Source organism: Halomonas sp. NYA30, from assembly GCF_976980765.1.
In genome coordinates, this window is sequence record NZ_OZ334477.1 from 1,813,535 (window position 1) to 1,840,446 (window position 26,912).

Annotated in this window: 24 protein-coding genes and 1 other RNA gene; 20 read left to right on the forward strand and 5 right to left on the reverse strand. The window is 54.4% G+C overall.

Features of this window, described 5'->3' with window-relative positions; genetic code table 11:
* Positions 1–13 precede the first annotated feature (13 nt).
* A complete protein-coding gene (locus ACWI0H_RS08260) occupies positions 14–505 on the forward strand; it encodes a ClpXP protease specificity-enhancing factor (protein WP_472956235.1) in 492 nt (163 codons plus the stop codon).
* 95 nt (positions 506–600) lie between these two features.
* Here ACWI0H_RS08260 and ACWI0H_RS08265 read toward each other — a convergent pair whose 3' ends face one another.
* The 4 genes from ACWI0H_RS08265 to ACWI0H_RS08280 form a co-directional block, all read right to left on the reverse strand.
* Positions 601–1,173, reverse strand: a complete 573-nt coding sequence (locus ACWI0H_RS08265) for a BON domain-containing protein (RefSeq protein ID WP_336269319.1) — start codon at positions 1,171–1,173, stop codon at positions 601–603.
* 86 nt (positions 1,174–1,259) lie between these two features.
* Positions 1,260–1,850: a phosphoheptose isomerase gene (locus ACWI0H_RS08270; protein WP_008958676.1), complete on the reverse strand. Its 591-nt coding sequence runs from the start codon at positions 1,848–1,850 to the stop codon at positions 1,260–1,262.
* 62 nt (positions 1,851–1,912) lie between these two features.
* On the reverse strand, positions 1,913–2,284 hold the full coding sequence (locus ACWI0H_RS08275) for a YraN family protein (protein WP_485875866.1): 372 nt from the start codon (positions 2,282–2,284) through the stop codon (positions 1,913–1,915).
* Complete coding sequence (locus ACWI0H_RS08280; protein WP_485875867.1) at positions 2,274–3,779, reverse strand: penicillin-binding protein activator; 1,506 nt, start codon at positions 3,777–3,779, stop codon at positions 2,274–2,276. Before ACWI0H_RS08280 ends, ACWI0H_RS08275 begins: the two co-directional genes overlap by 11 nt.
* A gap of 114 nt (positions 3,780–3,893) precedes the next feature.
* Between ACWI0H_RS08280 and rsmI the strand changes: the two genes are divergently transcribed.
* The 17 genes from rsmI (at position 3,894) to lpxC (ending at position 22,949) form a co-directional block, all read left to right on the forward strand.
* Complete coding sequence (rsmI, locus tag ACWI0H_RS08285) at positions 3,894–4,751, forward strand: 16S rRNA (cytidine(1402)-2'-O)-methyltransferase (protein ID WP_485875868.1); 858 nt, start codon at positions 3,894–3,896, stop codon at positions 4,749–4,751.
* A 32-nt stretch (positions 4,752–4,783) separates the two neighbouring features.
* Positions 4,784–5,154, forward strand: an RNA gene (gene rnpB, locus ACWI0H_RS08290) — RNase P RNA component class A.
* Positions 5,155–5,221: 67 nt separating this feature from the next.
* A complete protein-coding gene (rsmH, locus tag ACWI0H_RS08295; RefSeq protein ID WP_485875869.1) occupies positions 5,222–6,178 on the forward strand; it encodes a 16S rRNA (cytosine(1402)-N(4))-methyltransferase RsmH in 957 nt (318 codons plus the stop codon).
* A gap of 14 nt (positions 6,179–6,192) precedes the next feature.
* On the forward strand, positions 6,193–6,528 hold the full coding sequence (gene ftsL, locus ACWI0H_RS08300) for a cell division protein FtsL (RefSeq protein ID WP_485875870.1): 336 nt from the start codon (positions 6,193–6,195) through the stop codon (positions 6,526–6,528).
* Positions 6,525–8,231 (forward strand): peptidoglycan D,D-transpeptidase FtsI family protein, encoded by a 1,707-nt coding sequence (locus ACWI0H_RS08305; protein ID WP_485875871.1) that lies wholly within the window; start codon positions 6,525–6,527, stop codon positions 8,229–8,231. Before ftsL ends, ACWI0H_RS08305 begins: the two co-directional genes overlap by 4 nt.
* Before the next feature lie 18 nt (positions 8,232–8,249).
* A complete protein-coding gene (locus ACWI0H_RS08310; RefSeq protein WP_485875872.1) occupies positions 8,250–9,743 on the forward strand; it encodes a UDP-N-acetylmuramoyl-L-alanyl-D-glutamate--2,6-diaminopimelate ligase in 1,494 nt (497 codons plus the stop codon).
* The gene (locus ACWI0H_RS08315) at positions 9,743–11,095 is read left to right on the forward strand and encodes a UDP-N-acetylmuramoyl-tripeptide--D-alanyl-D-alanine ligase (protein ID WP_485875873.1); all 1,353 of its coding nucleotides are present in this window, start codon (positions 9,743–9,745) and stop codon (positions 11,093–11,095) included. Before ACWI0H_RS08310 ends, ACWI0H_RS08315 begins: the two co-directional genes overlap by 1 nt.
* Before the next feature lie 14 nt (positions 11,096–11,109).
* On the forward strand, positions 11,110–12,192 hold the full coding sequence (gene mraY / locus ACWI0H_RS08320; RefSeq protein WP_008958685.1) for a phospho-N-acetylmuramoyl-pentapeptide-transferase: 1,083 nt from the start codon (positions 11,110–11,112) through the stop codon (positions 12,190–12,192).
* Between the two features lie 58 nt (positions 12,193–12,250).
* A complete protein-coding gene (murD, locus tag ACWI0H_RS08325) occupies positions 12,251–13,639 on the forward strand; it encodes a UDP-N-acetylmuramoyl-L-alanine--D-glutamate ligase (RefSeq protein ID WP_485875874.1) in 1,389 nt (462 codons plus the stop codon).
* The gene (ftsW, locus tag ACWI0H_RS08330; protein ID WP_485875875.1) at positions 13,636–14,817 is read left to right on the forward strand and encodes a putative lipid II flippase FtsW; all 1,182 of its coding nucleotides are present in this window, start codon (positions 13,636–13,638) and stop codon (positions 14,815–14,817) included. The genes murD and ftsW overlap by 4 nt, the downstream gene beginning before the upstream one ends.
* A gap of 36 nt (positions 14,818–14,853) precedes the next feature.
* On the forward strand, positions 14,854–15,948 hold the full coding sequence (gene murG / locus ACWI0H_RS08335; protein WP_472956707.1) for an undecaprenyldiphospho-muramoylpentapeptide beta-N-acetylglucosaminyltransferase: 1,095 nt from the start codon (positions 14,854–14,856) through the stop codon (positions 15,946–15,948).
* Between the two features lie 53 nt (positions 15,949–16,001).
* Entirely contained in the window at positions 16,002–17,414 is a 1,413-nt protein-coding gene (gene murC / locus ACWI0H_RS08340; RefSeq protein ID WP_179914899.1) for a UDP-N-acetylmuramate--L-alanine ligase, read from the forward strand.
* On the forward strand, positions 17,411–18,352 hold the full coding sequence (locus tag ACWI0H_RS08345) for a D-alanine--D-alanine ligase (protein WP_485875876.1): 942 nt from the start codon (positions 17,411–17,413) through the stop codon (positions 18,350–18,352). The genes murC and ACWI0H_RS08345 overlap by 4 nt, the downstream gene beginning before the upstream one ends.
* 24 nt (positions 18,353–18,376) lie before the next feature.
* Positions 18,377–19,090 (forward strand): cell division protein FtsQ/DivIB, encoded by a 714-nt coding sequence (locus ACWI0H_RS08350; RefSeq protein WP_008958691.1) that lies wholly within the window; start codon positions 18,377–18,379, stop codon positions 19,088–19,090.
* A gap of 314 nt (positions 19,091–19,404) precedes the next feature.
* Positions 19,405–20,694, forward strand: a complete 1,290-nt coding sequence (gene ftsA / locus ACWI0H_RS08355; protein ID WP_008958692.1) for a cell division protein FtsA — start codon at positions 19,405–19,407, stop codon at positions 20,692–20,694.
* Positions 20,695–20,728: 34 nt separating this feature from the next.
* On the forward strand, positions 20,729–21,904 hold the full coding sequence (ftsZ, locus tag ACWI0H_RS08360; protein ID WP_101146218.1) for a cell division protein FtsZ: 1,176 nt from the start codon (positions 20,729–20,731) through the stop codon (positions 21,902–21,904).
* A gap of 133 nt (positions 21,905–22,037) precedes the next feature.
* A complete protein-coding gene (lpxC, locus tag ACWI0H_RS08365) occupies positions 22,038–22,949 on the forward strand; it encodes a UDP-3-O-acyl-N-acetylglucosamine deacetylase (RefSeq protein ID WP_485875877.1) in 912 nt (303 codons plus the stop codon).
* 182 nt (positions 22,950–23,131) lie between these two features.
* On the opposite strand, the gene ACWI0H_RS08370 is transcribed toward lpxC, so the two are convergent.
* Entirely contained in the window at positions 23,132–23,596 is a 465-nt protein-coding gene (locus ACWI0H_RS08370; RefSeq protein ID WP_485875878.1) for a DUF721 domain-containing protein, read from the reverse strand.
* A 113-nt stretch (positions 23,597–23,709) separates the two neighbouring features.
* Here ACWI0H_RS08370 and ACWI0H_RS08375 point away from each other — a divergent pair, with 113 nt between their 5' ends.
* Together ACWI0H_RS08375 and secA are read left to right on the forward strand one after the other, a co-directional pair.
* A complete protein-coding gene (locus ACWI0H_RS08375) occupies positions 23,710–24,072 on the forward strand; it encodes a hypothetical protein (RefSeq protein WP_101146215.1) in 363 nt (120 codons plus the stop codon).
* A 104-nt stretch (positions 24,073–24,176) separates the two neighbouring features.
* Positions 24,177–26,909: a preprotein translocase subunit SecA gene (gene secA / locus ACWI0H_RS08380; RefSeq protein WP_485875879.1), complete on the forward strand. Its 2,733-nt coding sequence runs from the start codon at positions 24,177–24,179 to the stop codon at positions 26,907–26,909.
* Positions 26,910–26,912 lie beyond the last annotated feature (3 nt).

Consider the following 26,912-nt stretch of genomic DNA (forward strand, 5'->3'; position numbering starts at 1 on the left):
GGAGGGAGTCTAGATGAAATCGAGTCGCCCCTATCTCGCCAGAGCGCTTTATGAGTGGCTGCTGGATAATGAGCTAACGCCTTATCTAGTAGTGGATGCTACTTTGCCAGGCGTCGAGGTGCCTCGCCAGTTTGTCCAGAATGGCCAGATTGTTTTGAACGTGGCACCTACTGCCGTGCGCGATCTTTTTATGGAGAATCAGGCAATAGGCTTTAATGCCCGCTTTGGTGGGCAGCCGATGCAGGTGATGATTCCGACGCCGGCTTTGATTGCTATTTATGCCCGGGAAAATGGCGCTGGAATGGTTTTTGGCCATGAGCCTGAGCTGGGTGAAGACACCGAATCTTTTGGGGATATTGAGGACGACGAGAAAGCCTCTGGTAAGCCTGAGCTTTCGGTCACTGAGCCAGTTCATGATGAACATGGCGATCCCAAAACTTCAGCCGAAACCTCTGATAAAGCTTCTAGCACTAAGAAAAAACCAACACTGCGGGTTGTTAAATAACGCTAGTTAAATAACACCTGTGGTATGTATTAAAAAGCCTCGCTTTTATCAAGCGAGGCTTTTTTATGCGAGCTGAAAATGAAAGGGCGTACAGATTAGTCGATGTAGTCAAACACCTTGACGATTCGCTGTACGCCGCCAACTGCGGAGGCTGCATTGACGATGCGGTCGGCTTCTTCACGCGTCACGCTGCCCATCAGGTAAACGCTGGCGTTTTCTGTAGTCACTTTTAGTTTAGAGGAATCAATGTGATCATTAGTTGCCAGGTGGCTGATGACGTTGGTGGTTAGCCATGTGTCCGTCAGGCGCTGGCTGGCCGGTAGGCGAGCGGCAATGGTGAGTTCGTTATGAACTTCATTGACCCCACGTAAACTGCTGGTGACTTCGCCTGCCATCGCGCGTAACTCTTCACTAGGCACTTGTCCCACCAATAGCACCACACCGTTATAGGCATGGGCGCGGATGCGGGCGTCGCCTAGTCGCGCATCGGCACGCTCAAGTGCGTCGTCAACTTCACGCTCTATGGTGGCATCAATGGCTTCAACGTCGTCGCTACGTTGGGCATAGTTTGACTGATTGGAAGCGGAGTTATTGGCACAGCCGCTGATAAACATTACCGCGCAAAGCGCAGCAGCGATAAAACCGCGAGAGGAGAGGTGCTGGGGCATCGGTATGGCTCCTTGGTGCTAGCTAGCTGTTAAAAAATTAATCAAAGTCCGTTTATGTTAACGCTATAAACAAGGACTGCTGGTGTTTAAGCGCTGCCAAACAGTTGTTCGTCGATAAGATCGCATAGGCAGTGAATTACCAAAAGATGAACCTCTTGGATGCGCGCCGTCGAGGTGGCAGGAACGCGGATTTCACAATCATCCTGGCCTAGCAGCGAGGCCATATCGCCGCCATCGCGACCGGTAAGGGCAACAACGGTCATATCACGATCATGCGCCGCCTGGATAGCTTGCACAATATTGCCTGAATTGCCGCTAGTTGAGATAGCCAGCAGCACGTCACCCGGTTGGCCCAGTGCGCGGATCTGTTTTGAAAATACCTCATTATAGCTATAGTCGTTAGCGATAGACGTTAGCGTGGATGTGTCGGTGGTGAGCGCTAACGCAGGCAGGCTTGGCCGTTCACGTTCGAAACGGTTGAGCAGTTCAGAGGAGAAGTGCTGGCTGTCGCCTGCACTGCCGCCATTGCCACAGCTAAGTATTTTTCCTTCGCTAACAAGGCACTGCACCATCATTTGGCTTGCCACTTCAATAAAGGGCGGAAGCACTTCGCTGGCATACGTTTTAGTGTCGATGCTGGCGTTAAAGTGGCCGAGTATCCGAGATTGAAAGTCCATCAGGGCTTCCTGGTTAAATTAAAGTGTAAAGACCGTTTTAAAGACAGTTAATTTAAAAACAGTCAAAAGGCATCAAAAGCAGCTTTCACCCAGTGAAAATCAAGATCGGGGGACTTGCCAGTAATCGCAAGGATATCAAAGCGGCATGGCGATGAAAGCCCACCGCGAGCGATATATAACCTGGCTGCACGAACCAATCGCTGCTGCTTTTGGTAGGTGACCGTTTCTAGTGGATGTCCGTAGCGCGTCGTTGTGCGGTGTTTGACCTCGACAAAGACGAGAATATCGCCATCTCGCATTACCAAGTCAAGCTCACCCCCTTTCACGTGATGATTCTGTGTGACGAGGGTGAGTCCCTGTTGGCGCAGCCATTGAGCAGCTATCTGCTCAATAGCTGCGCCGCGGGCACGAGCGGTATGGGCGTTATTCGTCACTGACGTTACGGTTAGGGATCAAAATAGGCGATGGAACACCGTTTTGGAATTTTGCCCAAGGCAGCTCACGGTAAATGCGGCCGTCGTCGTTTAAGTAAAGCATGCCGGTACTGCCGTTCAAGCCGTTGAGCTCGTTAAGATTCGAGAAGCGAAGCGCCAGCTCGTAAGCATCAACACCCATGGCCATTAGCCGGAACATAGACGCATCCGATTCATCGCGTAGGCTCTGATAGGTGGATGCAAAAGGAAGCGCTTCTTCACCACCAACCGCAGCATCGGGAATTTGCCAGGGGATATCCATAAACATGACATCGTTTAAATCTTGATCAAGGCGCGTTTGCAGGCGGCCTTCATGTAAATGTGATGTGGCATAAATTGGCAGATCAGGGGCGTAATAATAGTCCATGGTGGGCGGCACTTGGCGCGCATATTCCGGTAACGCGAGTAGGAAAAGTGCGTCAATATTGCTTAGGCGGGCGCGTTCGCCGCTGACATTGAGAGCGGTTTGTACCGCATTAGAGACTGAGCTATCAGGGTTATAGCGTACGGCGTTGGCAACTTCACCGCCTTGGCTATGCCACTCATTCCAAAAGGCTTCACCTACGCGGCGCCCCCAGTCGTTATCAGGCACCATCATGGACATTTGGCGGTGGCCATCCTGCCACGCACGGCGAGCCGCTTGGCGTGCTTCATCTTCAGCGGAGAGGCCGTACTGGAATAGCCGCTGTGCTTGGTTGTTATCGCCACTGCCATAGTTAAGCGCCAGCGTAGGAAGGGGAACACTATCGCGTTGCTCTAGCTGGGTGACTTGGCTTTTATCTAATGGGCCAATCATTAGCTGCGCATTCATTTGCTGGGCGCGGTCATAGAGCTCATCAAGTGAGTAGCTCGACGCGTCGAGAAAGCTGAGTTCGGTATTACCCCCTTTTACATCATGGTGCTGACGCATGGCGGTGGCGATGGTGTTAGCGACGCTACTAAGCGGGCCGGATTCGGGTAGTGCCACCACGATACGGCGTATTGCCTGACCTTCAAGCTCAGGCAGCGCGACCGTTACCGCGCCAGGTTGGCCAAGCGCTTCACGAGCCCAGCGCTGACGCTCTGCAAGCCGCTCTTGCTGGCTAGCCTGCATTGGCAGTTCGTCGTCGAGTACTTGTGTGGCGCGTAACACGGCGCGTGGTTCGTCCAGTGCGCGGGCAAGTTCGGAAAATAGCAACGCCCAGCGCACACGGTCAGGCTCTGATAGCAGGCTTTCATCGATTCCGTCGGCGGTTTCAAAGGCTCTGTCGCGCTCACCCTGCCTCGCCAGAATGTTGGCTGCTTCCAGGCGCGTTTTAGCTGCTTGTTCGGGTGCCTGCTGTTCCGCTTGGTTGAGTAATTGACCTGGGTCTTCAACAGGCACGCGGTCTACCACGCTTGGCGACTGCATCGCACAGCCAGCAACGAGAAATGCCACAAGGGTAGCGGCGAGTAAGCCACGTAATGACTGTTTCATGTATCCTTCCTTAAGTTTCCATTTGCGCTGTCGCTGCTTGCCAGCGTTTGCCGAGGCTACGGCACAAGCATAGCGCACCGATAGAGCAAGCCATCAACGAATTGAGAGTCAACAATGCCAGACCATAATCCGGGTACATTGTACGTGGTTGCCACGCCAATTGGGAATTTGGACGACTTAACCGCACGTGCCGCTCGGGTATTAGGGCAAGTCGCGCGGGTTGCAGCTGAAGATACCCGCCATAGCGGCCGCCTGTTGGCGCACTTAGGCTTGAATAAGCCGATGGTCTCCTTACACGAACACAATGAAGCGCGTCGTGTGGATACCTTGGATAGCTATCTCGCCGCAGGAGAAGATATTGCCTTAATCAGCGATGCAGGAACACCGTTGATTAGCGATCCAGGTTTTGTGTTGGTTCGTGAGCTGCGGACGCGAAACCGCCATATCGTGCCGATTCCTGGCCCCTGTGCGCTGATCACCGCGCTGTCAGGAGCCGGGCTGCCCACCGACCGATTCGTATTTGCTGGTTTTTTGCCCGCTAAGCCAGGTGCTCGACGTCAAGCACTAGAAGGCTGGAAAACTCGTGAAGAGACGTTGGTGTTTTACGAGTCGCCTCACCGTATTGTGCACACCCTTGAGGCGCTGCAGGAGCAAATGGCCGGGCGGGATGTGGTATTAGCGCGTGAGCTAACCAAAACGTTTGAGACATTTTTGCACGGAACGCCTGAGAGTTTGCTTGAGCAGTTGGCGGCAGACCCTAATCAAGCTCGCGGCGAATTCGTCATTATTGTGGCTGGCGCTCCGCCGGTTGAGCAGAGTGAATATCAGAATATATCAGCGGAGGCCTTGCTAGAGGCACTGCTGGCAGAGGGCGTGGGCGTTAAGCAGGGCGCTGCGATTGCCGCGCGAATGCTCGGTGGCCGCAAGCAAGTTTGGTATGCTCGTTTGCAAGCAATTAAAGGCGAGCATTGAGGCAAGTCGAGGGCGCTGGTATGCTTGCCGCCGGAGTTGGCCAGACAGTCGCCGCTAATACCCCTTAAAAGGTGTTGGGGGAGGAAAGTCCGGGCTCCATAGGGCAGAGTGCCAGGTAACGCCTGGGCGGTGTGAGCCGACGGAAAGTGCAGCAGAGAGTAGACCGCCTAAGCCCCTGAAATAAACCGCTGGGGCCGGTAAGGGTGAAAGGGTGCGGTAAGAGCGCACCGCGCGCCTGGTAACAGTGCGTGGCATGGTAAACCCCACTCGGAGCAAGACCAAATAGGGACCCAATGGCGTGGCCCGCGCTGGGTCCGGGTAGGTTGCTTGAGCGCTGTGGTAACGCAGCGCCTAGAGGAATGGCTGTCCACGACAGAACCCGGCTTATCGGCCGACTCCCCCATTTCCACATCAGGGCGTGCATGCACGCTCTTTATTACGTTGTCTCTAACATCTTGTGTGAGAAAAAAATGCCTTCTCCTGACGCTGAACAGGTTGCTTCCCGCTTTCGCCATACCAGCGTACTACTGGAAGGTGCTATTGATGCCCTGGTGCATGACGATCAGGGCATCTATTTAGACGGTACTTTCGGGAGAGGCGGTCACTCACGGGTAATTCTTGACCGTCTGAGCGAGCAAGGTCAGCTGCTCGCCATGGATCGCGATCCTCAAGCCATTGCCGCAGCGGCTGACATTGATGATTCGCGCTTCCAGATTACTCAGCGTGAATTTGCCCAGCTTGCCGAGTTTGCCCGTGAACAAGGCGTGTTCGGGAAGCTTTCAGGGGTGCTGCTTGATATAGGCGTTTCCTCCCCTCAGCTTGATGATCCCGAACGCGGTTTTAGTTTTATGCGTGATGGCCCGCTGGATATGCGCATGGATCCTACCCAGGGTCAAAGCGTTGCTGAATTCTTAGCGCGTGCCAGTGAAGCTGATATTGCCTACGTGTTTAAAACCTACGGTGAAGAGCGTTATGCCAAGCGTTTAGCCCGGGCAGTGGTCACTCGTCGAGTCGAGAAGCCATTCACCCATACGGTGGATTTGGCTGAAGTACTTAAAGTTGCTCACCCCGCCTGGGAAAAAGGTCGTCACCCAGCCACCAAAGCGTTCCAAGGGCTGCGTATATTCGTCAACGGCGAGCTTGAGCAATTAGACAGTGCGCTTGATGCGGCGCTTGAGGCGCTTGCCCCCGGCGGTCACTTAGTGGTTATCAGTTTTCACTCGCTGGAAGATCGCCGCGTGAAGCGCTTTATCCGTCATCATGTGCGCGGTGACACTGACCTTCCGCGTGGAGTGCCTATTCGCGACGATCAATTGAATCGGCGTCTTGAGGCGTTAGGCAAAGGCGTGCGGCCAAGTGAGGAAGAAGTGGATGCTAATCCTCGCGCACGAAGTGCCGTCATGCGGGCTGCACGCAAACGGATGTAATCACGGATGTAATCATGAGCATGGATCGGATTGAGCAGTGGGCAACCACGCTACGCACCGAATGGCCTTTCAAGCTACGCCTGCGCGCCTGGCCAGTGGTTATTAGCCTGTTATTTTTACTCTGCATGGCCTCTGGGTTAGCTGTTGTCATTACTACGCATATGACGCGGGAGCAATTTGCTCAGCTGCAACAGCTAGAGCAAGAAGAAAACCAACTGCAAACAGAGTGGGGGCAGCTGCTACTTGAAGAGGGCGCATGGTCAACCCCAGCCCGCATTGAGCAAATTGCCACTGAGCGCCTGGGCATGCGAATCCCCGATGTCCATGATGTTGAGGTGATTAGGCCATGAGAGGTGAGCGTCGAGGAGGTACCTCCCGCCAAGCGCCAATTGCGCCCCCTTTGGGTGGTGGTCGGTTCCTGTTTATCTTGTTTGCGATTGGCCTAGCATCCGCTATTTTAATCGGCCGCATTACGCTGCTTCAGGTAATTGACCGCCCCTTTCTGCAAAGCCAGGGGGATGCACGTACCCTTCGCCATGAAGCGATTCCCGCCCACCGCGGCATGATTACCGATCGTAATGGTGAGCCACTGGCTATCTCTACGCCAGTCGTCACCATTTGGGCGAACCCCCAGGAGTTGCCCGAGGATGCCATTCAGCGCGTTATGCTAGCTCAGGCGTTAGGGATGACGCTGGATGACTTTGAGTCGCGTGTAGCACGCTTTAGCGAGCGTGAATTTATGTATTTACGCCGCCAAATGACGCCCGCCGCTGCTCAGCAGATCCTTAATCTGCGGACCCCCGGTGTTTATCCCCAGCGTGAATACAAGCGTTACTATCCTGCTGGCGAAGTGGCGGCGCAATTATTGGGTGTCACCAACGTTGATGACATTGGGCAAGAAGGTTTAGAGCTCTCCTATCAGCCCTATTTGGCAGGCCACCCTGGGCAACGGCGAGTGATTAAAGATCGCCGTGGGCGTTTGGTGCGTGAGCTTGGCGTGATTAACGAAGCCCAGCCGGGGGGGAAGCTCACCTTGGCTATTGATCAGCGTATTCAGTATATGGCGTACCGTGAGCTGCGTGCGGCGGTTGCTGAGAATGAGGCTGATGGTGGCGTGCTGGTAATGATGGATGCGCGCACGGGGGAAGTGTTGGCTATGGCGAACTTGCCCTCCTATAACCCCAATAACCGGGCAGGGCTCGATCCGCGTGGGTTGCGTAACCAAGCTCTGGTGGATGTATTTGAGCCTGGTTCGGTCATGAAGCCTCTGGCCATGGCAGCTATTTTGGAAAGCGGGGTGGTAGACCGCGATGTCATAGTGGATACATCGCCCGGTTGGATGCGGCTGGACCAATTTACAATTCGCGATTTTCGTAACTATGGTGAGTTGGATCTGGCCGGTATCCTGGAGAAATCATCGAATATCGGTATGTCACGTTTAGCGTTGCAACTGAGCGATACCGCTATTTGGGAAAAATATAACCAGTTAGGATTAGGGCAAGCGCCCGGTACAGGTTTTCCTGGTGAGTCAACGGGTAGTTTGCCCGCACCGGTGCGCTGGTCGCGCAGTGAGCGAGCAGCGCTCTCTTATGGTTATGGACTCTCTGTTTCCGCGGTGCAGCTAGCGAGTGCTTACACGGCGTTAGCTAATGATGGTGTTCGTTTGCAGCCCTCTCTTTTACGCCTTTCTGAGCCCCCTCAGGGCATTCCTGCTATATCGCCCACGGTTGCGAATGATCTGCTCAATATCTTGGAAACCTCGGTAGCCGCTTATACCGGTGGTCGGCGAGCCCGGGTGGAAGGTTATCGCGTGGGAGGGAAAACGGGCACCGTACGTAAGACCGGACAGCAAGGCTATACCACCGATGCTTATCGCAGTGTGTTTGCGGGGATTGCGCCTATTTCTGATCCGCGTATTGTCACTGTAGTCATGATTGATCACCCCAAGGCTGGCGAATTTTATGGTGGTGCTGTCGCCGCCCCGGTTTTTTCCAGCGTAACGGGTAATGCTTTGCGCTTGTTGGATGTTCCGCCGGATCACGATGCTGAGTAGTTTTTCTAAGGAGTTTGCATGACGCTGAGTTCAGTCGATGTGGTGTCGGCGCTTGCGCACGTATGGCCTAATTCACCACTGCCCGCCGATTTGCCTGAGCTGCCGGATCTAGTACGCATAGAAATGGATTCCCGCAAACTACAAACGGGCGATGTTTTTGTGGCAGTGCCGGGCAGTCAGCGTGATGGCCGCGATTTTATTGAGCAAGCGCTCAATGCGGGTGCTGCGCTTGTGTTAGCGCAAGGCGAGCCCGGTCAGGTGCTGCTTGAAGGCCGCGTGCTGAAACTGCCGCATCTTTCGGTGCGCTTGGGTGAGTTAGGGCGCGCCATGTTTAAAGTGCCTAATGATCTTGAAGTGATTGGCGTGACCGGTACCAACGGTAAAAGCTCCGTCACTCATTATATCGCTGCACTTAGCGAGATATTAGGAACGCCCACCGGACTGATTGGTACGTTGGGTGTAGGGCGTCCCGGTGAGTTGCGCGATAGCGGCTTAACCACGCCTGGCGCCTTAGCGCTGCAGGCGACACTGGGTGAGCTTGCCAGTCAGGGTGTGCGGCGTGTTGCGCTTGAGGCCTCTTCCCATGCGCTGGATCAGTACCGCTTAGAAACGGTAAACGTAAGCGTAGGCGTGTTTACCAATCTGACGCGCGACCATTTGGATTATCATGGCAGCATGGCCGCCTATGCAGCATCCAAAGCGAAGCTTTTTCGGCGCTCGGAGCTCCGTCTAGCGGTAGTCAATGGCGATGACCCCTTGGCACGCTTAATGCTGGCAGGTTGCAACAGTAATGTACGGGTACTGGCGACGGGTAAAGATGAAGCCGTTACCTTGCGCGTGCTGGACTGGCAGGCATCTGAGCAGGGGCAGCAGGCAATGATTGCGACTCCCGATGGCGAGAAAATGCTTAGCTTAGGTTTAATGGGGCGTTTTAATTTAGATAACGTGCTGTTAGCGATGGCTGTGTTGTACGGATTAGGCGAATCACTCGACGATCTCTTCTCAGCCGCGTCTTCGCTGACGCCGGTGCCGGGCAGGATGGAGCGCTATGGTGGTGACGGCACGCCTACCGTGGTGGTGGATTATGCGCACACGCCGGATGCGCTTCATAGCGCGTTACAAGCGCTGCGTGCCCATCTGGGTGATGCTGGCAAATTGTGGTGTGTATTCGGCTGCGGGGGAGAGCGCGATACGGGTAAGCGAGCCGAAATGGCTAAAGCTGCCGAGGCGCTGGCAGACCACATTGTCGTTACCGATGATAATCCTAGGCACGAGCCCGCTGAGCAAATCCGCCAACAGATTTTGTCTGGGTTCTCTGACACCGCGAACCCTATTGAAATCGGGGATCGTCGCGAGGCTGTGGCCACCGCTATTCAGCAGGCGGCTGTTCAGGATGTCGTGCTTATCGCCGGAAAAGGCCATGAGGCGTATCAGGATATCCAAGGGGTTCGCCATGCCTATGCCGATAGCGAAGAGATCCAGCGTGCCTTCGCTGGGCGGAGAAGCGACTAATGCAGTGGACACTTGGCCAGCTCGCCTCAGTGCTGGGTATTGAGACGCTTGTTGATAGGGCGCAGCTGCTAGTCAGTTCAGTCGTAACCGATAGCCGCAAGATCGAGCCTGGCTGCCTGTTTGTTGCCCTTAAAGGCCCCCGCTTTGACGGTCATGATTTTGTTGCGCTTGCCCACGAGCTCGGTGCCGTAGCGGCATTGGTAGAGGCGCCCGTTGCTGTCGACTTACCCCAGCTGGTATGTCCGGATACACGTTTGGCCCTGGGGCTGATTGCCGGTGCGCACCGGCGCGCATGGCATGGTCCCGTGGTAGCCGTCACCGGCAATAGCGGTAAGACGACCGTCAAAGAGATGTGTGCTGCTCTGCTAGCGCCTTTAGGCGACGTATTAGCCACTCAAGGTAATCTGAATAACGACTTTGGCGCGCCGCTGACCTTATTACAATTGCGGCCGCATCATCAAGCCGCGGTGATTGAGCTGGGCGCTAATCATTTAGGTGAAATCGCCTGGACAGCCCCGCTGTCCAAGCCCGATGTGGCGATTATTACCAATGTCACCGGTGCCCATGTGGGCGAGTTCGGTGGCATGGGGCAGATTGCCCAGGCGAAAAGTGAGCTGCTGGTCGGGCTGGGCGAGCAGGGTACTGCTGTTCTGAATAGGGATGATCACTATTTTACGTTTTGGGCTGCTCGTGCGGCTCCGCGGCGGGTGGTGAGCTTTGGTTTTCACCCCGAGGCGGATGTGAGCGCCGCAGCGCTTTCCTGTGATTCGCAAGGGCGGTATGCTTTCACGCTATTGCAGCATGGTCGAGCGCTGGGCCAAGTGCGTTTGCCTTTACTGGGCAAGCACAATGTCAGTAATGCGTTGGCCGCTGCAGCTGCGGCATTAATGCTAGGCGTGCCGGAAGAGCAAGTGATATCACGCCTGGAATCGCTGCAAGCGCTTGCCGGTAGGTTGGTCGTGGTATCCGGATTGCAGGGTGTCACTGTGCTGGATGACACTTATAATGCCAATCCTGGAGCGGTCAAAGTGGCCCTGGATACCTTGGCCAGCTTTCCTCCACCACGCTGGTGTGCGTTAGGGGCGATGGGCGAACTGGGGGAAGCATCGGCTGCGCTGCACGCCGATATCGGCCACTACGCCGCCGAGCTTGGTATTGATGAGCTGTTAACGCTGGGCGAGGCCGCACGTCCCGCCAGCGAAGCCTTTGGTCGTGGGCTGCACTTTAACGATCACGAGACGCTAACGCGTTATGTCACTCATACTTTGCCGCCTGACACCACGTTGCTGGTGAAAGGGTCGCGCAGTGCGGGCATGGAACATGTCGTCAATGCACTGCGTTCGGATAAATAAGGTAAACGCCGTTCATGTTACTTCACTTGGCGAATTTTCTGTCGCAGTACCAATCTGATTTTCAGGTCGTTAACTATTTAACCCTTCGCGTAATTTTAGGCGCTCTCACGTCGTTAATGCTCTGCTTATGGCTGGGGCCATGGATGATTCGGCGCCTGGTGGAAGGGCAGATCGGGCAATCCGTGCGTGACGATGGGCCGCAGTCCCACCTCTCAAAAGCGGGCACCCCCACCATGGGTGGGGCAATGATTTTGCTGGCCATTGCCATCAGCACCTTGTTATGGGGTGACTTAACCAACCTTTATATCTGGGTGGTGCTAGGCGTCACGCTCGGCTTCGGCGCCATCGGTTGGGTCGATGATTACCGCAAAGTAGTGGAAAAAAATCCACGCGGTTTACCCGCTCGCTGGAAGTATTTCTGGCAGTCGGTGGTGGGTTTGGGGGCGGCGCTGTTGCTCTATTTAACCGCCTCCACGCCGGTCGAGACCAGCCTGCTGGTGCCGCTGTTCAAAGAGGTGGCGCTGCCGCTCGGTGTCTTCTATATCGTGCTTACCTATTTCGTGATTGTAGGGAGCTCCAACGCCGTCAATCTAACTGATGGCTTAGATGGCCTAGCTATTATGCCGACGGTGCTCGTGGCCATGGGCTTGTCGGTATTCGCTTATGCCAGTGGCAACACCGTTTTCGCCGAATATCTGCATATTCCGTTTATTGCCGGAACCGGTGAATTAGCCGTGTTCTGCGCAACGATTGCTGGCGCTGGGCTGGGGTTTTTATGGTTTAACACTTATCCCGCCCAGGTCTTTATGGGCGACGTAGGTGCCTTGGCGTTAGGGGCTGCGCTGGGTGTGGTGGCCGTGATCGTGCGCCAGGAGATTGTGCTGTTTATCATGGGCGGTGTTTTTGTCATGGAAACGGTGTCGGTCATCCTTCAGGTGGGATCCTACAAGCTCACCGGGCGTCGTATCTTCCGAATGGCGCCTTTGCATCATCACTATGAATTGAAAGGCTGGCCTGAGCCGCGGGTCATTGTCCGCTTTTGGATTATTACCGTGGTGCTAGTGCTGCTTGGCCTCGCAACGCTCAAAGTTCGTTAATGCATCTGACCATGAGTGCGTCGACTGATCGTTGGCATGATGCGAGAGGGAGCTTGTAATGGTTCAAGTAGCTAAGGGAGTAACGCTGGTTGTCGGGCTGGGGCTTTCCGGTCGGGCGATCTGCCGTCATTTAAGTCGCTTAGATGTACCTTACATGGTAGCGGACACGCGGGCCGAACCGCCGGGGCTTGATGATTTTCGCGCCGCGCATCCGGGGGTGGAAATTCACTGCGGCTCGCTTACTGAGCTGGACCTGCGCGATGTGGAAGAGGTGGTGGTAAGCCCTGGGCTTGACCCAAGAATGCCGGGCTTAAAAGAGCTGGCGGATCAGCTAAATCCTCGCACTGGGGAGCCGATGGTGGTGGGTGAGATGGCCCTGTTCGTGCGTGCCGCGAAGGCGCCCATTGCTGCTATCACCGGTTCTAATGCGAAGTCGACGGTGACCACACTGCTCGGTGAAATGGCAGCGGCGGCAGGCGTGAATGCGGCAGTGGGCGGTAATTTGGGCACCCCCGCGCTGGACTTGTTGGCCAGCCACCCGGATGCCGCGCTCTATATCCTTGAACTCTCGAGCTTTCAGCTGGAGACGACTCCTTGTCTGGGGGCGAGCTGTGCCGCGTTCCTGAACCTGTCCGAAGACCACCTTGATCGTCACGGTGATATGCACGGTTATCGAGCTGCAAAACAGCGTATCTTTATCGGCGCCCAGCACGCGGTGGTGAATGGGGATGACCCTCTGACATGGCCTAACTATCCCGTTGACCAAGTGGCCTACTTTTCCCATGACGCTCCGGTGGAGGGCCAGTGGGGGCTGGCGCGTGATCAAGGTGAGTTAATGCTGATGCAGGGTGACACGCCCTGGTTGAGCATTGACAAGTTACGCATGACTGGGCAGCACAATTACCTTAATGCACTGGCTGCGCTGGCGATGGGGCAGGCATTAGGGTTTGCAGCGGCGCCCATGTGTCGCGCACTGCGTGACTTTAAAGGGCTGGCACATCGCAGCGAAATGATAGCGCGTATCAACGATGTCACCTGGGTTAACGACACCAAGGGCACCAATGTGGGCGCTACTCTGGCGGCCATCAATGGCATTGGCGTTACGTTGGAAGGACGTTTGATTTTATTGGCCGGTGGGGTTGGCAAGGGTGCAGACTTTACCCCGTTGGCCGAGCCTTTGAAGAAGTGCGCGCGTCATGTGCTGCTGTTTGGGTTGGATGCTCCGCGATTGGCGGAGGCGTTGGATGGTCACGTAACGACTCAGCAGGTAGACGATCTAACTCAGGCCATGCAAGCAGCGTTTGAAATCGCTCAGCCTGGAGACTGCGTGCTGCTATCACCTGCCTGTGCAAGCCTGGATCAGTTTGCTAATTACCAAGAACGCGGCGAGGTATTTCGCCGCTGGGTGCACCAACAGGCAACGTCCACTACTGGGGGAGCGTCATGAGCCGACTTCAGCGTCTGCGTACTGTTCTTTCCACGCGGGATTTGCCCTGTGATATCTGGCTGGTGATGGCGGCAGTAGCCTTAGCGGGTTTGGGCTGGGTAATGGTGAGTTCGGCATCAATTGGCTTACTGGAAGATACTTACCACTACTCCCGCCAGCACGGCGTTTTCCTAGTACTCGCTATCATGGCATGTGTATTTATGCTCTGTGTGCCGCTGGAAGCCTGGCGCCAGAATGCTGCGCTTATTCTGCTTGCCTCTATCTTTCTGTTGGTTCTAGTACTGATTATTGGACAGGAAATTAACGGCAGTAAGCGCTGGATAGCATTGCCGGGGCCGTTGCCTAGTTTGCAGGTCTCTGAATTTGCCAAAATCGGGCTGATTTTTTATATGGCGGCGTTCATGTCGCGTTTTACTTATGACCTGCGTCGCCGGGCGTTCAGTATGTGGCGCCCGCTTGCCGTGCTGGCAGTGCCTGTTGGGCTGCTTTTCTTAGCGCCTGATTTTGGCGGCATGGTGGTCTTTACCGTTTGCGTCATCGGTATGCTGATGATGAGTGGCGCATCGCTAGTACTGCTTGTGGGCAGTGGCGCGCTGCTTGGCTCAGGGGCGGTTATGATGGTGGTGATAGAGCCCTATCGACTGGCGCGTTGGACTAGTTTTCTTGACCCCTGGGCAGATCAATTTGCGACAGGTTACCAATTAACCCAGGCGCTGATTGCCTTCGGGCGAGGGCACGTGACTGGCACCGGCCTGGGCAACAGTGTGCAAAAACTACACTACCTGCCGGAAGCGCATACCGATTTTATCTTTGCGGTGATCGCCGAGGAGCTCGGAATGATCGGCGCGATTATTGTCGTGCTGCTGTTTACGCTATTTATTGCGCGCGCTATGTGGGTAGGGCGCAAAGCGGAGATGGCCGGGCATCTTTTTGGCGCTTATGTAAGTTACGGCATCGGGTTTATTGTGGCTGCGCAGGCGTTTATTAATATGGCGGTAAGTTCCGGGCTGTTGCCAACCAAGGGTTTAACATTGCCGCTAATGAGCTATGGCGGTTCAAGTCTATTGGTGACTGGCGTGATGGTGGGGCTGCTGCTGCGCACGGATGCCGAAACGCGTCACCGCCCCCGACGTGCGTCCACCCCGTATAAATCGCGCCATGAACCGCGTTTATCGTAACGTTATGCCGCTTGGTGCTATCAGGAGTTTGATGTGATGACTAATGTTAGGCGACGAGTGCTGATAATGGCAGGTGGCACCGGCGGCCATGTGTTCCCGGCGCTTTCCCTCGCCAACGCACTGCAGAAGCAGCAGGTGGATGTTGAGTGGCTGGGCAGCCCCAGGGGGATTGAGAACCGTCTGGTGCCTGAGGCGGGTATTAGATTGCATACTATTGCCATCAGCGGGCTGCGCGGTAACGGCATAACCGGCTGGCTAAAGGCGCCGGTGAATCTCACCCGTGCAGTCTTAGTAGCGCGGACGGTGATTCGAGAGTTCAAGCCGCATGTCGTGGTTGGCCTGGGTGGCTTTGCCAGTGGCCCCGGCGGGTTGGCGGCTTGGTTGACTCGCATCCCCCTGGTTATCCATGAACAGAACGCTGTGGCAGGGCTGACAAATCGCGTTTTATCGCGACTGGCTAAGCGTACCTACGCCGCCTTCCCAGAAGCCTTTGGCTCGCGCGCCGAAGTGATTGGAAATCCCGTGCGTGACGATATCGCTGCCTTGGGTAGCACGCCACGAAATGCTGGCACGCTCTCTGCACGGCCACTGCGTCTGCTAGTGGTTGGAGGCTCGCTTGGCGCAGTTGCACTAAACGAACGCTTGGCGACAGCGCTTGCTGCACTGCCAGTTGAGCAACGACCCGAGGTCCGCCATCAGGCGGGTAAAGATCGTGATGTTGCTACTGCCGAAAATTATCAGCAGCACGGCGTAAACGCTGAGGTTTGTCCCTTTATTGATGATATGGCTGCTGCTTATGAGTGGGCCGATTTAGTGGTATGCCGCTCTGGTGCGCTCACCGTGGCCGAGCTGGCCGCCGCCGCCAAGCCTGCATTGCTGGTGCCTTTTCCCTTTGCGGTCGATGACCATCAGCGTATCAACGCGCAGGTGTTAGTTAAGGCGGGGGCCGCCAAGTGCGTTGTACAGTCTGAGCTGACGGTTGAGCGTTTAAGCGACTTTTTAAATGAATTGCTCGTCCCCAATACCCTGGCTGCGATGGCGGCGAACGCCCGTCAGGCCGCGCATTTGGATGCGACTCAGCGCTTGGCTGAAGGGTGTTTGGCGATGATAAAGCTAGGAGATTCTGCGTGATCGATAAAGACAAACCCACGACACCCTCACGTGGCACTCCCGCTGGCCCAGGCATGCGTCGCATTCGACGCATTCATTTTGTGGGTATAGGTGGCGCTGGTATGTGCGGTATCGCAGAGGTGCTAACCAACCAGGGCTACATCGTCAGCGGTAGTGATATGAAAAACTCTTCAGTCGTCGAGCGACTGCGCCAATGCGGTGTATGCGTGGCGATTGGTCATGCTGAAGCAAACGTAGAAAGCGCTGACGTGGTGGTGGTGTCTAGCGCAATCGATGAAACCAACCCTGAAATTCGCTGGGCCCACGAGCATCGTGTACCGGTCGTGCGCCGGGCTGAGATGCTCGCCGAGCTGATGCGCTTCCGTCACGGTATTGCCGTAGCGGGTACCCATGGCAAAACCACCACGACCAGTTTGACGGCGACCCTGCTGGCAGAGGGGGGGTTAGACCCGACCTTTGTGATCGGCGGCAAGCTGACCAGCGCCGGTACTAATGCTCGCCTGGGCGAGGGCGACTACCTTGTTGCCGAAGCCGATGAGTCCGATGCCTCATTTCTGCACCTGCAGCCAATGGTATCCATCGTTACCAATATCGATGCTGACCATATGGCGACCTATGGCGGTGATTTTGAGCGGCTGAAAAGTACCTTTATCGAATTTCTGCATAATCTACCGTTTTATGGCCTGGCGGTGCTGTGTATCGATGACCCGCATGTCCGTGTGCTGTGCGATCAGGTGAAGCGGCAATTTGTGACCTATGGGTTTGATAGCGATGCTGACTATCGCATTGTCGATTTTGCCCAGCGCGAAGGAGAAGTTTCGTTTACTGCGTTACGCCCAGGTGGCGCTGAGCCGCTAGCGGTACGCTTGGCCATGCCTGGGCGGCACAATGCTCTCAACGCCATGGCGGCGATTGTTGTGGCTACTGATGCAGGCGTCAGCGATAGTGCAATTTTGAGTGGGTTGGCGAGCTTTGCAGGCGTGGGTCGTCGGTTTCAGGTGCATGGGCATTTCCCTGCACCTAAAGGCGGCGGCGACATCATGCTGGTGGATGACTACGGTCACCATCCGCGTGAAGTCGACATGGTTATTCAGGCCGTTCGCGCTGGGTGGCCCGAGCGCCGCCTGGTGATGCTTTACCAACCCCATCGCTATAGCCGTACCCGCGATTTGTATGAAGACTTTGTACGCGTACTTTCCCAAGTCGATACGTTGGTGCTGCTCGATGTTTACAGCGCCGGTGAAGCTATTATTCCTGGTGCCGAGGGGAGAACCCTGGCCGGGTCGATTCGCCAGCGTGGAGAAGTCGACCCACTCTTTGTCGAGCATAAGCACGAGTTACCGGTGCTGTTAGCCAATGTGTTACGGCCAGGCGATATTTTAATTACCCAGGGTGCTGGTGATGTGGGGGGGATTTCCCTGCGTCTGGCACAGGCACAGCTAGCGATGAACGAGGTAGATCTGTGAGCGTTGACGTAACAAACCCTGAGTCGCACGGAAAAGTCGTTGTCGTTTACGGCGGTACGTCTGCTGAACGCGAGGTATCGCTTAAAAGCGGGGCGGCAGTACTTGAGGCCCTTCAGCGTAAGGGCATCGATGCCTGTGGTTATGACCCCCGCGACAACGGCCTGGTGGGATTAGAGCAGCTGGCTCCTTCAGTGGTCTTCGTTGCCTTGCATGGGCGCGGCGGTGAAGACGGCACGCTGCAGGGGGCGTTGGAGTTACTCAATATCCCTTACACCGGTAGCGGAGTGCTCGCTTCAGCGCTGGGCATGGATAAGCAGCGCACCAAGCAGGTATGGAGTGCGGTTGGCTTGCCGACACCAGAGAGCATCATGCTGGATGCCGGTTCGGATTGGTCAGCCGTGGTCGCCCGGCTTGGCTTGCCGCTGATTGTGAAGCCCGTGCATGAAGGCTCAACGCTAGGTATTAGCATTGTCAAAAGTCAGGCGGCGCTTGAGGCTGCGTATCACGAGGCGGCGCAGTTCGACGCACGCGTAATGGCAGAGCGCTTTATCGTCGGCGACGAGTACACGGTCGCGCTGCTGGGTAGCCAGGTATTGCCAGCGATTCGCGTTGAAGTGCCGGGCGGTTTCTACGACTACGAAGCGAAATATATCGCCAATACCACTCAATATCATTTGCCGTGTGGGCTGCCCACGGAGCAGGAGGCGGCGTTAGCGGATATATGCCAACAGGCGTTTGCCGCGATTGGCGGCGTTGGTTGGGGGCGAGTGGATGTCATGCGCGATAGCGAAGGGCGTTTCTGGCTGCTGGAAGTTAATACCGTGCCTGGGATGACCGACCATAGCTTGGTTCCCCAGGCAGCGGCACATGCGGGTATCTCATTTGACGAGCTAGTGATGGAAATTTTGAATACCGCTGGCAGGCAGTTATCGCTATGACGAGTTTGTTATGAAGGGTGCCTTATGAAAAGGCGTAATGCCTGGTTGGGCGTTATTCTATTAGCCTTGCTGATGGGCGCCGGTGGCCGGGCGCTTTGGCTGTGGCTAGACCGCCCGATTGAGCGGGTGTCAATTCGCGGTGAATGGGAATATGTCAGCGCTGACTATCTGCGTACCCAATTGGCGCCCTTGGTGGTCGATGCCACCTGGCTTTCGGCGGATCTGGGTGAGCTGCGCGACCGCGCTTTGCAAGTGGGCTGGTTAAATGAAGTGCGTATTACCCGTGAGTGGCCCAATGCGTTAGTCTTTGAACTAATTGAACAACAGCCGGTCGCACGCTGGAATGATGATTTTTTACTTAACCCAGAAGGCGAGCCTTTCGCATTTGCCCCCTTAAACCCGCCCTCAGGTTTGCCTGATTTGGCCGGTCCCGGCGGTAGCAGTGAAGAAGTGTTAACCTATTATCATCGTCTAAAGCGTCACTTTGAGCAGTTATCGCTTGATCTTACGCAACTCCGTTTAGAGCCACGCGGCGCATGGCGGCTGCAATTAAATGAAGGCGCTTGGGTGATGTTAGGACGTCGGCAGCATGAAGTCCGTTTGGCACGTTTATCGGCTTCATGGCAACGCGAGTTGAATTCGCTAAGCGAGCAAATTCGCTATATAGATCTGCGTTACCCTAATGGTGTCGCTGTCGCTTGGCACGGAGAAAGTGAATTTGCTGTGCAAGATGAGTAACTCTTCTATTACTTGATGCAAATAAGGTGTAAAAGTGAGTGGTTGCCATCGTTGAAAAAGCCAATAATCGGCTTTAAATTGCTTTCTATGCCTATTATTGTGGGTTGATGCTAGTCGTATTGCGACTATTGTTTCTATACTATGGGCCAGACGCTGGTTAAGTGGTTTTTAATTTCAGCTATTTGTAATTAGTGAGTGTCAGAAAAAAACCACTGTTTATTTTGGATAGCACGCTTTCAATGTTAAGCGTTGGATTAAGCGGCACCCAATTAATATTTATTTTTTAACAATCACGCAAGGAGATTTCCCGACTCATGGCAGGCTCACCCAACGCATCCAATATGGTGGTCGGGCTGGACATTGGAACGTCCAAGGTCGTCGCGATAGTCGGTCAACCCACCGATGACGGCGGAATTGAAATTGCCGGTATTGGTTCGCACCCTTCGCGTGGTATGAAGCGTGGTGTTGTGATCAATATTGAATCAACGGTGCAGTCTATCCAGCGCGCAGTTGAAGAAGCCGAGTTGATGGCTGGCTGTGATATCCATTCAGTATATGTTGGCGTGGCCGGTAGTCATATCAGTTCAATGAACTCTGACGGTGTTGTTGCTATTAAAGAGCGTGAAGTGACACCTTCTGATATTGAGCGCGTTATTGATTCTGCTCGGGCGCGCGCTATTTCTGAAGGCCAGCGGGTATTGCATGTATTGCCCCAAGAGTTTTCGATTGATGCTCAGGGGGGGATTCGCGAGCCGCTAGGCATGTCCGGGGTGCGCTTGGAAGCTCAAGTGCATTTAGTGACGGCCGCCTTAAACGCAGTGCAGAATATAGAGAAATGCGTACGTCGCTGCGGGCTAGAGGTAGATGCTATTATTCTGGAGCAGCTAGCCTCAAGCATGGCAGTGCTGACAGAGGATGAGCGTGAGCTGGGCGTCTGTATGGTGGATATCGGCGGCGGCACGACTGATATGGCTATTTTCAGTGAAGGCGCCATACGTCACACGGCGGTTATACCTATTGCTGGTGACCAAGTGACTAACGATATTGCCATGGCCCTGCGAACGCCAACCCAACACGCTGAAGAGATTAAAGTTAAATACGCTTGCGCACTAACTCACTTAGCGTCAAGCGATGAAATGATTAAAGTACCTAGCGTAGGTGATCGACCTGCGCGTGATCTATCGCGCCAAGCACTGGCTGAAGTGGTAGAGCCGCGCTACGAAGAGCTATTTACGCTAGTAAGAGATGAATTGCGCCGAAGTGGCTATGAAGACATGGTGGCTGCTGGGATTGTACTTACCGGTGGAACCTCGCGCATGGAAGGGGTTAGCGAATTGGCGGAAGAGATTTTTCATATGCCGGTTCGCATCGCATGTCCGCAGAATGTAAGAGGTTTGGCGGACGTCGTTCGTAACCCAATTTATGCGACGGGCGTAGGTCTGCTGCATTATGCCTTGCAGGAAACGCGTTATGGGCAAGGCCTAAAAAACCACGGGGGAGTGGTTGCTGCCCATAAGGGTCGCAATGAGCTTTCCCGGCGTGATATCAAGGAAGACCATTCGGCGCTGGCTAGAATTAAAGGCTGGTTCAAAGGAAATTTCTGACAGGGCCGCAAGCGCGGTTCAGGAGACGGGGCTTATGTTCGAATTGGTAGATAACGCACCCTCGAGCAGTGCGGTCATCAAAGTGGTTGGTGTTGGCGGCGGTGGCGGCAATGCTGTTAACCACATGGTCGAAAGCAATATTGAAGGCGTTGAGTTTATCTGCGCTAACACTGACGCTCAGGCGCTTAAACGCTGTTCAGCAAAAACCGTGTTGCAGCTGGGTAGCGAAATCACTAAAGGATTAGGCGCAGGTGCCAATCCCGACGTGGGACGCCAGGCGGCTATGGAAGACCGTGAGCGTATCGCGGAATTGCTGGTAGGCGCTGATATGGTGTTTATCACTGCCGGTATGGGCGGTGGGACCGGCACCGGTGGTGCTCCTGTAGTGGCACAGGTCGCCAAAGAGCTAGGGATTCTCACCGTCGCGGTGGTGACTCGCCCCTTCCCCTTTGAAGGGCCGAAGCGAATGCGTGCCGCCGAGGAGGGTATGAAAGAACTCTCCGAGCATGTTGATTCGTTGATCACGATCCCCAACGAGAAGCTGCTTTCTGTGTTGGGCAAAAATGCGACACTGCTAACGGCTTTCAGTGCGGCTAATGACGTGCTGCTAGGCGCTGTACAAGGTATCGCAGAGCTGATTACCAGCCCAGGTATCATCAACGTCGATTTTGCTGATGTGCGCACCGTGATGTCTGAAATGGGCATGGCGATGATGGGTACCGGTGGGGCGACGGGCGAGAATCGTGCTCGTGAAGCTGCCGAGAAGGCCATCCGCAGCCCGTTGTTGGAAGATATCGATCTTCATGGCGCGCGGGGTATTCTGGTCAACATCACTGCTGGTCCTGATTTGTCCATCGGCGAATTCAATGACGTCGGTGCCACTGTTCAAGAGTTTGCGTCTCCGGATGCGACTATCGTGGTGGGCACCTCAATTGATATGGAAATGTCCGACGAGCTGCGTGTGACCGTTGTGGCTGCTGGTTTAGATGGGCAAAAACCTAAGACGGCCGCGCGCGAGCCTGCCCGCCGGTCAGCTGCAGAATCCTCGGATTACCGCAAGCTGCAACAGCCAACGGTAATGCGTCAGCAGGCGACAGCACGCGCTGAAGCAACCGAAACAGCCGCTAAACCTCGTCCTGAAAAGCGTCGCTCTACTGAAGCCGATGACTATTTGGACATCCCCGCGTTTTTACGCCGTCAGGCGGATTGATTCTACAAAACAGCTTTATTGCAACAGTCGGTGAGCGTTTTATTGGCTAAAACGCTCGCTTGCTGTTAAAGTGAACACTGTTTGATAACTTTTCTCTACGGTCACTACCGTCACCAGAGTACGATTACTGCCCATGATCAGACAACGCACCCTACAAAACGTCATACGCGCCACCGGAGTGGGCCTACATTCTGGCAAAAAAGTCCACTTAGCGCTGCGTCCGGCGCCCGCCAATACTGGGATTGTGTTTGTTAGAACCGATCTGGATCCTGTCGTACACGTGCCAGCGCGCGCTGAATTGGTTGAAGATACCAAGCTATGCACAGCACTCTCCAGTAACGGGGTTAAGGTCGCTACCGTTGAGCACCTTATGTCGGCTTTTGCAGGGTTGGGCATTGATAACGCTTATGTGGACGTAAGCGAACCTGAAGTGCCGATTATGGATGGTAGTGCTAGTCCATTTGTTTTTTTGATTCAGTCAGCGGGTATTTTGGAACAGAATGCCGCGAAGAAATTTATTCGCATCAAGCATCGTGTAGCCGTTACCGATGGTGATAAAGAGGCCGTTTTCTTGCCCCATCAAGGGTTTAAAGTCTCGTTTGCGATTGATTTTGACCACCCCGTTTTTGAACAGCAGAAACAGACGGCGTTGATCGATTTTTCGACCACATCTTTTGTCAAAGAAGTGTCACGTGCGCGTACCTTTGGTTTTATGCGTGATTTAGAGTTTTTACGCTCTAACAATTTGGCATTAGGCGGTAGTTTGAATAATGCGATCGTGGTAGATGATTACCGCATTGTTAACGAAGGTGGTTTGCGCTACGAAGATGAATTCGTCAAGCATAAAGTATTAGATGCCATCGGGGATTTATACCAGTTGGGCTATAGCTTGATTGGCGAGTTTCGTGGTGTTAAGTCAGGGCATGCGCTGAATAATCAGCTGTGCCGTGAGCTGATGGCTCAGCCTGACGCTTATGAAATAGTGACGTTTGAAGAAGATAAGGCCGTGGCGCCGATTTCTTATGCTGCACCCGCAATGGCATAGTACAGCCGCTAATAGACAAGCTGTTATTGGCTAATAGGGCAGACCGAAGGGTTGTCGTAGCAATGGTAATATCAATAAAGCATCGCTTAGGCGGTGCTTTATGCATTTTGCCGCCAGCATTCACTTTACGCCTAGAGCGTTAATAGCCGGTAAGTTTGTTTGCCTAACCCTTATGGCAGCTATTACTCGTTGGGTGGCCGAGCATGAGAGGCAAGCCGTTCAAGGGCGCGCTTTAACGTGGGATTGGTCGTCTCTTCAGCGCATTCAGCCAGGGTTTTGCCTGCATCTGCTGAAAGACTGCGTGTATTACGTGGCGGGGCGACGATAGGGTGCACAGGGCGCACTTTAAAGGTAAAACCGCTCACGCTTTCAAAGCCAGGCAACTGATGAAGCAGCTCTAATAGGCGACGCTGCTCAAAACGTAACCAGGTTAGCCAGCCCGCTTGACCACTGATCAATGTTAAGCGACCTTCGCGAAAGCCACCGACAAAAATATGTTTTCGCATCTCTTCGGGCAGATGCGCGCGAAGATGCTGCTGCGCCTGGTCAATTAAACGAGATAGGCGCATTAACTGACTAATATCGCCCGACTTTGAGAGTAGGCGGGCAATGGGCTGTGCGCGAGAACGCTTAACCTTTATACTCATACGCTTAATTCCTAGGGCACCGCTATCCTAGGGTGCCGCTAATGATGATGTCGGAGACATTAACCGATCTCAACTTTAGCAGATTTTACCACGCTCAGGAGCCGGTCTACAGCATGTCACCTACGCTTGATGTTCAATCAGCTTTGCCGCGGCGCCATCGCCGGTATGGCTTAGCGCGTTGGTGGCTGGCCGGCTTATTAGTAAGTTGCCTATTACCCGCGAGTTTAAGCCCTGCGGATGCTTTTCGCAGTGGCGAACGCAGCGTTACTATCTGTTTATGGGTACCCGCGATTTTACGTGCGCAGTCGCACTGGATTGCTAAACGGCAGCGCGCTCTGCGCCGTTGGGCTCAACGCCCTAGGCGCTTTGCCCCGATGCGGCGTCTCAGCAGTTGGCTTGCGCCGATGGCCCTGCTGGTGGCGGCGCGTGATGTTTTGACCCAGCGCGGCCCTCCTGCCCATCAAGTATGCCGTTAAGATACTTACTTTGTCCCTACGCTGGTAGGTAGAAGACCTGCAGAAAAAGGTCTGCCGTATATAGGCAAAGTCCGATGGGTTGTTCGTGAATACTTGGATATTTCATGCTTAATAATTTATTACGTAAAGTCGTTGGTTCTAAAAATGACCGCGATGTAAAACGCATGTATAAAAATGTGCCTCAGATTAATGCCCTAGAAGCAGAATTTGAGGCATTAAGTGACGCTGATTTGCAGCAAAAAACAGCGCAATTGCGCGAACGTCTCGCGTCAGGTGAGTCCCTAGATGCGCTGTTAGCTCCCGCCTTTGCAATCGTCCGAGAGGCCAGTAAGCGCGTGATGGGCATGCGTCACTTTGACGTGCAGATGGTGGGTGGTATGACCCTGCACCGTGGCCGTATTGCAGAAATGAAAACCGGTGAAGGTAAAACCCTGGTGGCAACGCTGGCGGTGTATCTGAATGCGCTAACGGAGAAAGGCGTTCACGTGGTGACCGTGAACGACTATTTGGCCCGTCGTGATGCTGAGTGGATGCGCCCGCTGTATGAATTTCTAGGCCTTTCCATTGGTGTTATTTTCTCCGGCCAGTCTGGCGAAGAGAAGCGCCATGCCTATCAGTGCGATATTACCTACGGCACCAATAACGAGTTTGGCTTTGATTATCTACGCGATAACATGGCGTTTTCGTTAGAAGACAAAGTGCAGCGTGGCCTGCATTTTGCGATTGTCGATGAAGTTGACTCGATTCTTATCGATGAAGCGCGTACACCGCTGATTATTTCGGGCGCGGTAGACGAAAATACGGATCTCTATAAAGTCGTTAATCAGTTGGCCCAGCAGCTTGAGAAAGGCGAAGAGAGTGAAGATGAAGATGCCCCGGTGGTCGGCGACTTCTTAGTTGACGAAAAGCAGAAACAGGTAGAGCTAACGGAGCAGGGTCATAACAAAGTTGAAGAGCTAATGCGCGGCGAGGGTTTATTGGGTGATGAAGAATCACTCTATGCCGCACAAAACCTCAATTTGCTCCAGCATATGCATTCGGCCCTGCGCGCCCGCTACCTCTATAATCGTGATGTCGATTACATCGTTTCTGAAGGTCAGGTAGTCATCGTCGACGAACACACTGGCCGTTCGATGCCAGGGCGCCGCTGGTCGGAAGGCTTGCACCAGGCTGTAGAAGCCAAAGAGGGCGTTACGGTACAGCGCGAAAGCCAAACGCTTGCCTCCACCACCTTCCAGAATTATTTCCGTCTGTATGAGAAGTTAGCCGGTATGACCGGTACAGCGGATACTGAAGCCTTTGAATTTCGTCAAATTTATGGCCTCGACGTGGTGGTTATTCCTACCAACCGTCCATTGGCACGTAAAGACCTGAACGATCTAGTCTATTTGAGCGCTGAAGAAAAATACGAAGCGATCATTAAAGATGTCAAAACTGAGACGGAAGCTGGGCGCCCTGTGCTGGTTGGTACGGCCTCAATTGAAACATCGGAGTACCTTGCCAATCTGATGCGAGAGGCAGGCCTCGCGTTCAACGTGCTTAACGCCAAACAGCACCAGAGTGAAGCCGAAATTATCGCTCAGGCAGGCCGCCCAGGGGCAATTACCATCGCCACCAACATGGCTGGCCGGGGTACCGATATCGTGCTGGGCGGCAATTGGGAGGCTGAATCGGCCAAGCTACAAAACCCAAGCCAAGAGCAGGTTGATGCGTTAAAGGCTGAGTGGCAGGCACGCCACGATGCTGTGTTGGCCGCCGGCGGCTTACATGTGGTGGGGTCTGAGCGCCATGAGTCTCGGCGTATCGACAATCAGCTGCGTGGCCGTGCTGGTCGCCAGGGCGACCCTGGCTCCACGCGGTTCTTCTTGTCGCTTGAAGACAGCCTAATGCGTCTGTTTGGCTCTGATCGCGTTAAACGCTTGATGCAGGCGTTAGGGCTTGAGCATGGTGAAGCCATTGAGCATAAAATGGTCTCCAATGCGGTTGAGCGTGCCCAGAAAAAAGTCGAAGGACGTAACTTCGATATTCGTAAGCAGCTGCTTGAGTACGATGACGTTGCCAACGACCAGCGCCGGGTGATCTACGACCAGCGTAATGAAATTCTCGCCGCAGACGATGTGGCTGATGCCGTTATCGGTATTCGTGAAGAGGTAATGGAAACGGCAATTAGCAGCTATGTTCCTCCTCAGAGCCTACCCGAGCAGTGGGATTTGCCCGGTTTGGAAGCGCACCTGAAAACAGAGTTTAATCTTGATGCGCCCGTGGTTAAGTGGGCTGCTGAGGATGATCGCTTTAGCGAGGAGCAGTTGCGTGAGCGGCTGCAGACCATGCACCGTGAAGCCTATGCGGCAAAAGTGGCTGCAGCGGGCGAGAAACTGATTCGTCGCTTTGAGAAGCAAGTCATGCTGCAGGTGCTGGATACGCGTTGGAAAGAGCACCTTCAGTCAATGGATCATCTACGCCGTGGTATTCACCTGCGTGGCTATGCCCAGAAAAACCCCAAGCAGGAGTACAAGCGTGAATCGTTTGAGCTCTTCCAACACCTGCTTGACCATATTAAAGAAGATGTAACGCGCATTCTGAGCCACGTTCAGGTTCGCCAACCCGAGGAAGTGGATGCCCTTGAGCGTCAACGCCGCGAAGCGCTGGAGCGCGAAACCGCCACCGCCGCTAGTCGCCATGACGCCCCGGCTCCTGAGCAATCTGAGAGCGATCAAGAAGCGCCTGGCAGTGAAGGGCGTCCAGTGCGTCGCGAAGGCCCTAAGGTGGGCCGTAACGACCCCTGTTTTTGTGGTTCAGGTAAAAAGTACAAGCAGTGCTGTGGAAAATTAAGCTAACGG

Bases quoted from the DNA above. Each gene is read 5' to 3' on its own strand.
- ACWI0H_RS08260 (WP_472956235.1), top strand. From the start codon at position 14: ATGAAATCGAGTCGCCCCTATCTCGCCAGAGCGCTTTATGAGTGGCTG.
- ACWI0H_RS08265 (WP_336269319.1), bottom strand. From the start codon at position 1,173: ATGCCCCAGCACCTCTCCTCTCGCGGTTTTATCGCTGCTGCGCTTTGC.
- ACWI0H_RS08270 (WP_008958676.1), bottom strand. From the start codon at position 1,850: ATGGACTTTCAATCTCGGATACTCGGCCACTTTAACGCCAGCATCGAC.
- ACWI0H_RS08280 (WP_485875867.1), bottom strand. From the start codon at position 3,779: ATGAAACAGTCATTACGTGGCTTACTCGCCGCTACCCTTGTGGCATTT.
- rsmI (WP_485875868.1), top strand. From the start codon at position 3,894: ATGCCAGACCATAATCCGGGTACATTGTACGTGGTTGCCACGCCAATT.
- rsmH (WP_485875869.1), top strand. From the start codon at position 5,222: ATGCCTTCTCCTGACGCTGAACAGGTTGCTTCCCGCTTTCGCCATACC.
- ftsL (WP_485875870.1), top strand. From the start codon at position 6,193: ATGAGCATGGATCGGATTGAGCAGTGGGCAACCACGCTACGCACCGAA.
- ACWI0H_RS08305 (WP_485875871.1), top strand. From the start codon at position 6,525: ATGAGAGGTGAGCGTCGAGGAGGTACCTCCCGCCAAGCGCCAATTGCG.
- ACWI0H_RS08310 (WP_485875872.1), top strand. From the start codon at position 8,250: ATGACGCTGAGTTCAGTCGATGTGGTGTCGGCGCTTGCGCACGTATGG.
- ACWI0H_RS08315 (WP_485875873.1), top strand. From the start codon at position 9,743: ATGCAGTGGACACTTGGCCAGCTCGCCTCAGTGCTGGGTATTGAGACG.
- mraY (WP_008958685.1), top strand. From the start codon at position 11,110: ATGTTACTTCACTTGGCGAATTTTCTGTCGCAGTACCAATCTGATTTT.
- murD (WP_485875874.1), top strand. From the start codon at position 12,251: ATGGTTCAAGTAGCTAAGGGAGTAACGCTGGTTGTCGGGCTGGGGCTT.
- ftsW (WP_485875875.1), top strand. From the start codon at position 13,636: ATGAGCCGACTTCAGCGTCTGCGTACTGTTCTTTCCACGCGGGATTTG.
- murG (WP_472956707.1), top strand. From the start codon at position 14,854: ATGACTAATGTTAGGCGACGAGTGCTGATAATGGCAGGTGGCACCGGC.
- murC (WP_179914899.1), top strand. From the start codon at position 16,002: ATGCGTCGCATTCGACGCATTCATTTTGTGGGTATAGGTGGCGCTGGT.
- ACWI0H_RS08350 (WP_008958691.1), top strand. From the start codon at position 18,377: ATGAAAAGGCGTAATGCCTGGTTGGGCGTTATTCTATTAGCCTTGCTG.
- ftsA (WP_008958692.1), top strand. From the start codon at position 19,405: ATGGCAGGCTCACCCAACGCATCCAATATGGTGGTCGGGCTGGACATT.
- ftsZ (WP_101146218.1), top strand. From the start codon at position 20,729: ATGTTCGAATTGGTAGATAACGCACCCTCGAGCAGTGCGGTCATCAAA.
- lpxC (WP_485875877.1), top strand. From the start codon at position 22,038: ATGATCAGACAACGCACCCTACAAAACGTCATACGCGCCACCGGAGTG.
- ACWI0H_RS08370 (WP_485875878.1), bottom strand. From the start codon at position 23,596: ATGAGTATAAAGGTTAAGCGTTCTCGCGCACAGCCCATTGCCCGCCTA.
- ACWI0H_RS08375 (WP_101146215.1), top strand. From the start codon at position 23,710: ATGTCACCTACGCTTGATGTTCAATCAGCTTTGCCGCGGCGCCATCGC.
- secA (WP_485875879.1), top strand. From the start codon at position 24,177: ATGCTTAATAATTTATTACGTAAAGTCGTTGGTTCTAAAAATGACCGC.